The organism is Micromonospora sp., assembly GCF_048594385.1.
GTDB classification, from domain to species: Bacteria; Actinomycetota; Actinomycetes; order Mycobacteriales; family Micromonosporaceae; genus Micromonospora; species Micromonospora wenchangensis.
Genome location: NZ_JBMDWU010000590.1, coordinates 1 through 6,643, shown reverse-complemented (window position 1 = coordinate 6,643; position 6,643 = coordinate 1). Strand labels below are relative to the sequence as shown.

General features: G+C 74.5%; 7 protein-coding genes. 5 read left to right on the top strand and 2 right to left on the bottom strand.

The genetic code is table 11. The features are described 5' to 3' along the window. The coding region (locus ACOJTC_RS30885; protein WP_420119519.1) for an MFS transporter at positions 1-653 on the bottom strand (653 nt) is incomplete at its 3' end. Positions 654-762: 109 nt separating this feature from the next. Between ACOJTC_RS30885 and ACOJTC_RS30880 the strand changes: the two genes are divergently transcribed. The 4 genes from ACOJTC_RS30880 to ACOJTC_RS30865 all read left to right on the top strand — a co-directional run bounded on the left by ACOJTC_RS30880 (position 763) and on the right by ACOJTC_RS30865 (position 4,344). Beyond that, entirely contained in the window at positions 763-1,623 is an 861-nt protein-coding gene (locus tag ACOJTC_RS30880) for a class I SAM-dependent methyltransferase (protein ID WP_420119518.1), read from the top strand. Between the two features lie 305 nt (positions 1,624-1,928). Next, positions 1,929-2,420, top strand: a complete 492-nt coding sequence (locus tag ACOJTC_RS30875; RefSeq protein ID WP_357927740.1) for a hypothetical protein — start codon at positions 1,929-1,931, stop codon at positions 2,418-2,420. 110 nt (positions 2,421-2,530) lie between these two features. Continuing rightward, positions 2,531-3,163 (top strand): class F sortase, encoded by a 633-nt coding sequence (locus ACOJTC_RS30870; protein ID WP_420119517.1) that lies wholly within the window; start codon positions 2,531-2,533, stop codon positions 3,161-3,163. A 71-nt stretch (positions 3,164-3,234) separates the two neighbouring features. Further along, positions 3,235-4,344: a magnesium and cobalt transport protein CorA gene (locus ACOJTC_RS30865; protein ID WP_420119516.1), complete on the top strand. Its 1,110-nt coding sequence runs from the start codon at positions 3,235-3,237 to the stop codon at positions 4,342-4,344. 13 nt (positions 4,345-4,357) lie between these two features. Here the strand turns inward: ACOJTC_RS30865 and ACOJTC_RS30860 are convergent, their stop codons facing one another. Then, on the bottom strand, positions 4,358-5,362 hold the full coding sequence (locus ACOJTC_RS30860; protein WP_420119515.1) for a phosphotransferase family protein: 1,005 nt from the start codon (positions 5,360-5,362) through the stop codon (positions 4,358-4,360). A 514-nt stretch (positions 5,363-5,876) separates the two neighbouring features. On the opposite strand from ACOJTC_RS30860, the gene ACOJTC_RS30855 reads away from it, so the two are divergent. Beyond that, positions 5,877-6,527, top strand: a complete 651-nt coding sequence (locus tag ACOJTC_RS30855; protein WP_357927746.1) for a C39 family peptidase — start codon at positions 5,877-5,879, stop codon at positions 6,525-6,527. Positions 6,528-6,643 lie beyond the last annotated feature (116 nt).

Genomic DNA, 6,643 nt, shown 5'->3' with positions numbered 1-6,643 from the left:
CCGATCAGGAACCGGAAGCCCGCGCCGATCTCCGCCCGCATCGACCGGGTGCCCACCGGGACGGCGTCCCCACCGCCCCGGAACGAGCCGCCGATCAGCGCGACGAGCACCGCGCTGAGCGCGTACGTGCCGGCGTTGGCGAGGAACGGGAGGCTCTCGGCGAAGACGAACAGGAACCCGCCGAGCGGGCCCGCCAGCATCCCCTGAGTCAGGGTGGTGCCGCCGCCGAGCCAGCCGTTGGCCCCTTCCAGCCCGGCCGGGGGCCCAAAAGTCGGCAACAACGCCTGGCTGGCCGACCGGAACACGATCTCACCGGTGTTCACCACGAACAGCACGGCGTACAGCAGCGGTATCCCGGCCCGGCCGGCCAGCATCGCCACACCCAGCGACACCACTGCGACCACCCGCCCCCAGTCGATGACCACCATCAGCCGCCGCCGGTCCAGCCGGTCGACCCGCACCCCGCCGGGCAGCGCGAACAGCAGCCAGGGCAGCCACGACGCACCGGCGGCGGCGGCGACCACCAGCGGATCGTCGCTGCGGGCCGCCGCGTACAGCGGGGCCGCCACCGTGGCCATACCGCTGCCCAGCGCCGACAGCGTGCTCGCCGCCCAGAGCCGGCCGAACCGGGCGTCCAATCCTTCCCCCGTCACGGGCCGGCAACCTACCAGGCAGCTCTGACACCCACCGCCGGTCACCGGGCCCGTGACCGGCCGCCGAATTGCCGTTGAGCCGATCTGGCGCATCTGCCACCGTCAGCCGGTGACCGACGACGACGAGCCGGGCCGGCAGACGCCCGGCACCGACTACCGCACCCTCAACCGGGCCAGCTGGGACGACCGGGCCGCCGCCCACGCCGCCTCCCCGGACTACGCCGTGCAGCGGTTCGCCGCCGACCCGGGCTACCTCAGCGAGGTGGTCCGGTTCGACCTGCCCCGCCTCGGTGACGTGGCCGGGCTGCGCGGTGTGCACCTGCAGTGCCACATCGGCACCGACACCGTGTCGTTGCACCGGCTCGGCGCGCGGATGACCGGCCTGGACTTCTCCGGCGCGTCGCTGGCCCAGGCCCGGTCGCTGGCCGACCGCACCGACGCGGCCGTCGACTTCGTCCTGGCCGACGTGTACGACGCGCCCGACGCGCTCGGCGTCGGTGGTTTCGACCTGGTCTACACCGGCGTCGGCGCGTTGTGCTGGCTGCCGGACATCCGCCGCTGGGCGGGCGTGGTCGCCGCCCTGCTGCGTCCGGGCGGGCGGCTGTTCCTGCGTGAGGGGCACCCGATGCTGTGGGCCCTGGACGAGACCCGCCCGGACGGCGTGCTGGCCGTCGAGCACCCGTACTTCGAGCGCGCCGAACCGCTGGTGTGGGACGAGGGCGGCACCTACGTGAGCACCGAGGCCACCTTCACCCACAACACCACCCACGAGTGGAACCACGGCCTCGGGGAGGTGGTCACCGCCCTGCTCGACGCCGGGTTGGAGCTGACCATGCTGCACGAGCACGACAGCGCCCCCTGGGACGCGCTGCCGGGGCGGCAGACCCGCGACGAGCACGGCGAGTGGCGGCTGACCGAACGCCCGTGGCGGCTCCCCCAGACGTACACCCTCCAGGCCCGTCGACGCTGATCCCGGTTCCGGCGGGTCCGTCGCGTTTCGGGGCGGGCCCGCCGGTGGGTGGGCGCGACGGTCACCATCCCTAGAGCGTCCTAGGAGGCTGGGTTGTGGGGTCGGCGCGGGGTGTCCGCAGTGTCCGGGCATTTCCGCAGCTCGGTGGCGGACGGGAAAACACGTGACGGCAACGAAGATTTCTCATTTACCCCGGTAGGAGGGCCCATCCCTCCTAGTGTTGGGCACACCGGTGCTAGTTACGGAGTTGGCCACCCGAACGACGTCCCACGCAGACAGCGGACGAAAAGTGAGGGAAGACGCGTATGAAGGCACAGAAGGTTCTCGTATCGACGGCGCTCGGCGTGGGACTCGGCACGCTCCTGCTCCCGACCGCCGCACTCGCGGACACCACGGTGTCGCCGGCCACCACACCGGTCGGCGGGACGGTCGTGCTCACCGCGACGACCTGCAACCCGAAGGCGGGCGACGTGCTCTTCCACGTCACCGGCCCGGACCGGGACCAGAACGTCCGTTCCACCACCGCAGCGGCGGGCGGTGGGCTCAGCGCCGAACTCTTCACCGCCGGATTCACCCTGGGCAGCTACACCGTGGCCGCCACCTGCGGCGACGGCAGCTCCGCCGGCAGCGCCACCTTCACCGTCACGCCGATCGGCGCGGCGCCCGCCGGGGCCGGTGGCGGCACCGGCAACACCGGCCTGCTGGCCGCCGGAGGCGCCCTCGCCGGTGCCGCCGCGCTCGGCACCACCGTGCTGCTGCGCCGCCGACGCCGGGCGGCGGCGGGCACCGTCGCCTGACGACACGACAGGCGTCGGTCGACGACGCGCCACACAATCCCTGGGGACGGGTGCCCGCACCGAACCGGTACGGGCACCCCGACCACATCGGACGTCGGGGAGGACGGGCGATGGGCGTACGCGAGTGGGCGGGCCGGACCCGCGCCGCCGTCACCGCGGTCACGGTCAGCGGCACCGCCGGGATCGCGCTGATCGCCGCCGGGCTGACCCTCGGACCGGTCGGACCACCCCAGCCGAGCATCGACGTCAGCGGCGGCAACACCAGCCGCTCCCCGATCCCGGCCCTGCCCCGCTCCACCCCGGTGCGCATCGACATCCCCGCCATCGGCGTGCACGCCGACCTGGTGCCCGTGGCCGGCGACCCGAACGGCACCCTGGAGGTGCCGCCGCTGGACCAGCCCACCGTCGCCGGCTGGTACCGGCCCGGGGCCAGCCCCGGCGAGGCGGGCAACGCCGTCGTCGTCGGGCACGTCGACACCCGCGACGGGCCGGCGGTCTTCTTCGACCTGGGGCGGCTGCGCCCCGGGGACACCGTCCGGGTCACCCGCGCCGACGGGCGGGTGGTGCGGTTCGCGGTCGACGGCGTCGGGGCGTACCCGAAGCGGAACTTCCCCACCGCGCTGGTCTACGGGCCGGGCGGACCGGGACCGACGCTGCGCCTGGTCACCTGTGGCGGACGGTTCGACGAACGGTCCCGCGACTACTCCGACAACGTCGTCGTACGGGCCACCGCCGTCGGCTGACCCGCCCCGCCCGGCGTCGCGCCGCCCTACTACGGTGGGCCGGCGGACGGGCGGCGAGGCGGAGGTACCCGGTGGAGCGGCGAGCGCTGACGACCCTGCTCGGACCCCGGCTCGGCACCCTGGTCGGCCGGCTGCGCCGACGTCCCGGGGACACCCCCGACCGGCCGGCCCGCCGCTCCAACCCGGACGCCGTGGTCGACTGCGCGGTCTACGTCAACGGCCGCCGGGAGGCCGGCCGGCCGCACTACGCCGACGCGTACGCCCGCTCCCGACGCGGCCGCAACGCCTTCGTCTGGCTGGGCCTGCACGACCCGGGCGCGGCGGTGCTCGCCGCCGTCGGGCAGGTGTTCGGCCTCGACGAGCTGACCGTGGCGCAGGCGCTCGCCGACGGGCACCGCCCCACCGTGCAGCGGCACGGCCCGGTCACCCTGCTGGTGCTGCGCACCGCCGCCTACGTCGCCCAGGGCGAGCTGACCGCGACCTCCGACGTGGTGGACACCGGCGACGTGATGGTGCTGCTGGGCGACCGGTTCGTGGTCACCGTCCGGCACGGCGCGTCCGGTGCCCTCGCGCTGGTCCGCCGCGAGATCGAGGGCCGCCCGTCGCTGCTCGCCGAGGGCCCGTGGGCGGTGGCGTACGCGGTGACCGCCCGCATGGTCGACCTCTACCTCGAGGTCGCCGCCCACCTCGAACGGGACCTGGAACGCGTCGAGGAGACCGTCTTCGCCCCCGAGCACGCCGCCGACATCCAGCAGATCTACCAGCTCAAACGGGAGCTGGTCGAGTTCAAGCGGGCGGTCCTGCCGCTCCAGGAGCCGCTGCGTGCCCTGGTGGCCGGCCCCGACGGCGGCCTGCCGGCGGGGCTGCGCCGCTGGTACGTCGACGTGGAGGGCCGGCTCACCCGGGCGGTCGACCGGATCACCGCCTACGACGAACTGCTCAACTCGCTCCTACAGTCCCGGCTGGCCCAGCTCGCCGTCGACCAGAACAACGACATGCGCAAGATCGCGGCGTGGGCGGCGATCGCCGCCACCCAGACGGCGGTCGCCGGGGTCTACGGGATGAACTTCGCCCGGATGCCCGAACTGTCCTGGCGGTACGGCTACCCGGCCGCGCTGGCGCTGATGGCGACCGCGGCGTTCACCCTGCACCGGCTCTTCCGCCGCTCCGGCTGGCTCTGACCCCACCGCCCGGTCAGGTCCCGTCCAGGTCGGACAGTTCCTCGTCGAGCAGCCGCGTCAGGATCCGGAACCGGTCGGGTTCGGTCTCCACGGTGATCCCCCGGCTGGGCGCCTCCACCGTCATCAGCAGGTAGAGGTAGAGCCGGTAGAGGCCGAGCCGGCGGCGTACCCCCGGCTCGTCCAACGTCACCCGCGCCCCGGCCGTGCGGTAGCCGCGCAGGAACGGGTCGTCCGGGGTGTCCTCGGCGCGGCGGAACAGCAGCGGCGACACCAGGTCCAGCAGCGGGTCGCCGTACAGGAACCGCTCACCGTCGACCAGCCCGCCGAGCCGGTGCCCGCCGTCCGGGCCCGGTACGGCGAGGACGTTGCCCGCCCAGCCGTCGAAGTGCAGCAGCGCCGGACGACGCACCACGTCCAGCACCCCGGCGTGCCGGGCGACCAGGGCCCGCAACCGGTCGGCCGGCAGCGGCAGCGGCACCGCCCAGTCGGCCGCGTCGGCGAGCAGGTCGTCCAGCATCGCCGTGTACGCCGAGCGCCAGGTCGACCCGGCGGCCCGACCGCCGTCGTAGCCGTACCGGTCGCCGGTCACCCGGTGCAGGGCGGCGAACGCGGCACCCAAACCGGTCCACACCCCGTCGACCGGCGCGCCTTCGGCGACGAGCGTGTACAGCATCCGCCCGGGGAGGTGGCCGGTGAGCAGCCAGTCCCCGAGGACCGGGTCACTGCCGTGGTGCAGCAGCGGGGGCACGGGCACGGTCGGCGCGTGCGCCGCCACCAGCCGCAGGTAGCGTGCCTCGGCGCCGATCAGGTCGCGTTCGTAGCGCAGCAGCGGCACCGACGGCGGTGGCCCCACCTTGAGCACCACGGCACGCCCGTCGTCGAGCCGTACCCGCCAGACGGCGGCGAATCCACCTCCGCGCAGTGGCCCGCAGTCGGTGACCCGCACGGCGGGCCCGAGGGAGGCCGCGACGTACCGGCGGACCTGGTCGGGGTCGAGGAGGCGTTGGGTGGGGCTCACCGGTGCCACCGGCCGTCCCGCTGTGCGACGTTCATGACCGCCCAGGTTAGCGGTGGAGCGCCGCCCCGTTCCGGGGCGAGGACGTGGGTTCGCCCCGAGCATCGCCGCTCTGCGCGGAATGTCGGGTTCGCCCAGGTCGCCACCGCCCGCCTGCGCGGCACGCGGCCCGCCGCCCGGTACGGGGCGACGTCGCCGTCGGTGTCCGGTGGGCGGGCCGGCCTGGCGCGCGGTCACCGCCGGTATGTCGCCTCCGGGGCCTGTGTCGCGTGGCCGGGGCCACCCCCACGGCGGAATCGTCGCCGGGGCCGGGGCGTTGTACCTGGCATACCACCGCCGCTCCCCGCGGGGAGCAGGCCCCGGACACCGACCACGGAATGCGGTCGCCACCGGGTTGGTTACACCTCCCCCGGACGCCCGAGCAGGTCCCCCCGACCGCCGCGCGCTTCCCTCCTGACTTCCGCGACGCCCTCTCCCCCGGGCGTCCACCGCACCCCCGACGCAGAGGAGCCTCCCCATGCGTACCGACATCCTGCGCAAGACCGCCCTGACCGTCGCCGGCCTGGCCGCCACCGCCGGTGGCGTCGCCGGCCCCGCGATCGCCGCCCACGCCGCCGGGACCACCCGCCCCGCCGCCGTCCAGGCCGACCGCAAGCCGGCCGGCGAGCGCGAGCTGAAGGTCGACTACGAGGCGCAGCCCAACTTCTACTACTGCGGCCCGGCCGCCGCCCGCAACGCGCTGAGCGTGCAGGGCAAGAACATCGACGTGGACACCATGGCCAAGCACATGCGCACCACCGAGGACGGCACCGACAGCATCAACGACATCACCCCGGTGCTCAACCGGGAGACCGGCCGCGACGCCTACCACAGCACCGAGATCCGCAGCAGCAAGGCCGACGACAAGCAGACCGACACGCTGCGCGCCGACATCGTCCGCGCCATCGACGACGGCCGCGCCGTGGTCGCCAACATCGCCGGCACCACCACCGACACCGACGGCAACGCCCACTCCTTCGAGGGCGGCCACTACATCAGCGTCACCGGCTACCACGACGACGGCAGGACCGTCACCATCGCCGACTCCGCCAACCCGGACACCGCCTCGTACCGCATCACCGTCGACAACCTCGGCGACTGGATCGCCAGCCGCGGCTACGCCTCCTGACCCGTACCGAACCGCATGGGCCGACCCCCCGAGGGGGTCGGCCCTTCGTCGTCACCCCCGGTCCGCGCTCCGACGGCGGGGCGGGCCGGCCTCAGCCGCCCGAGTCGTCCAGCTCG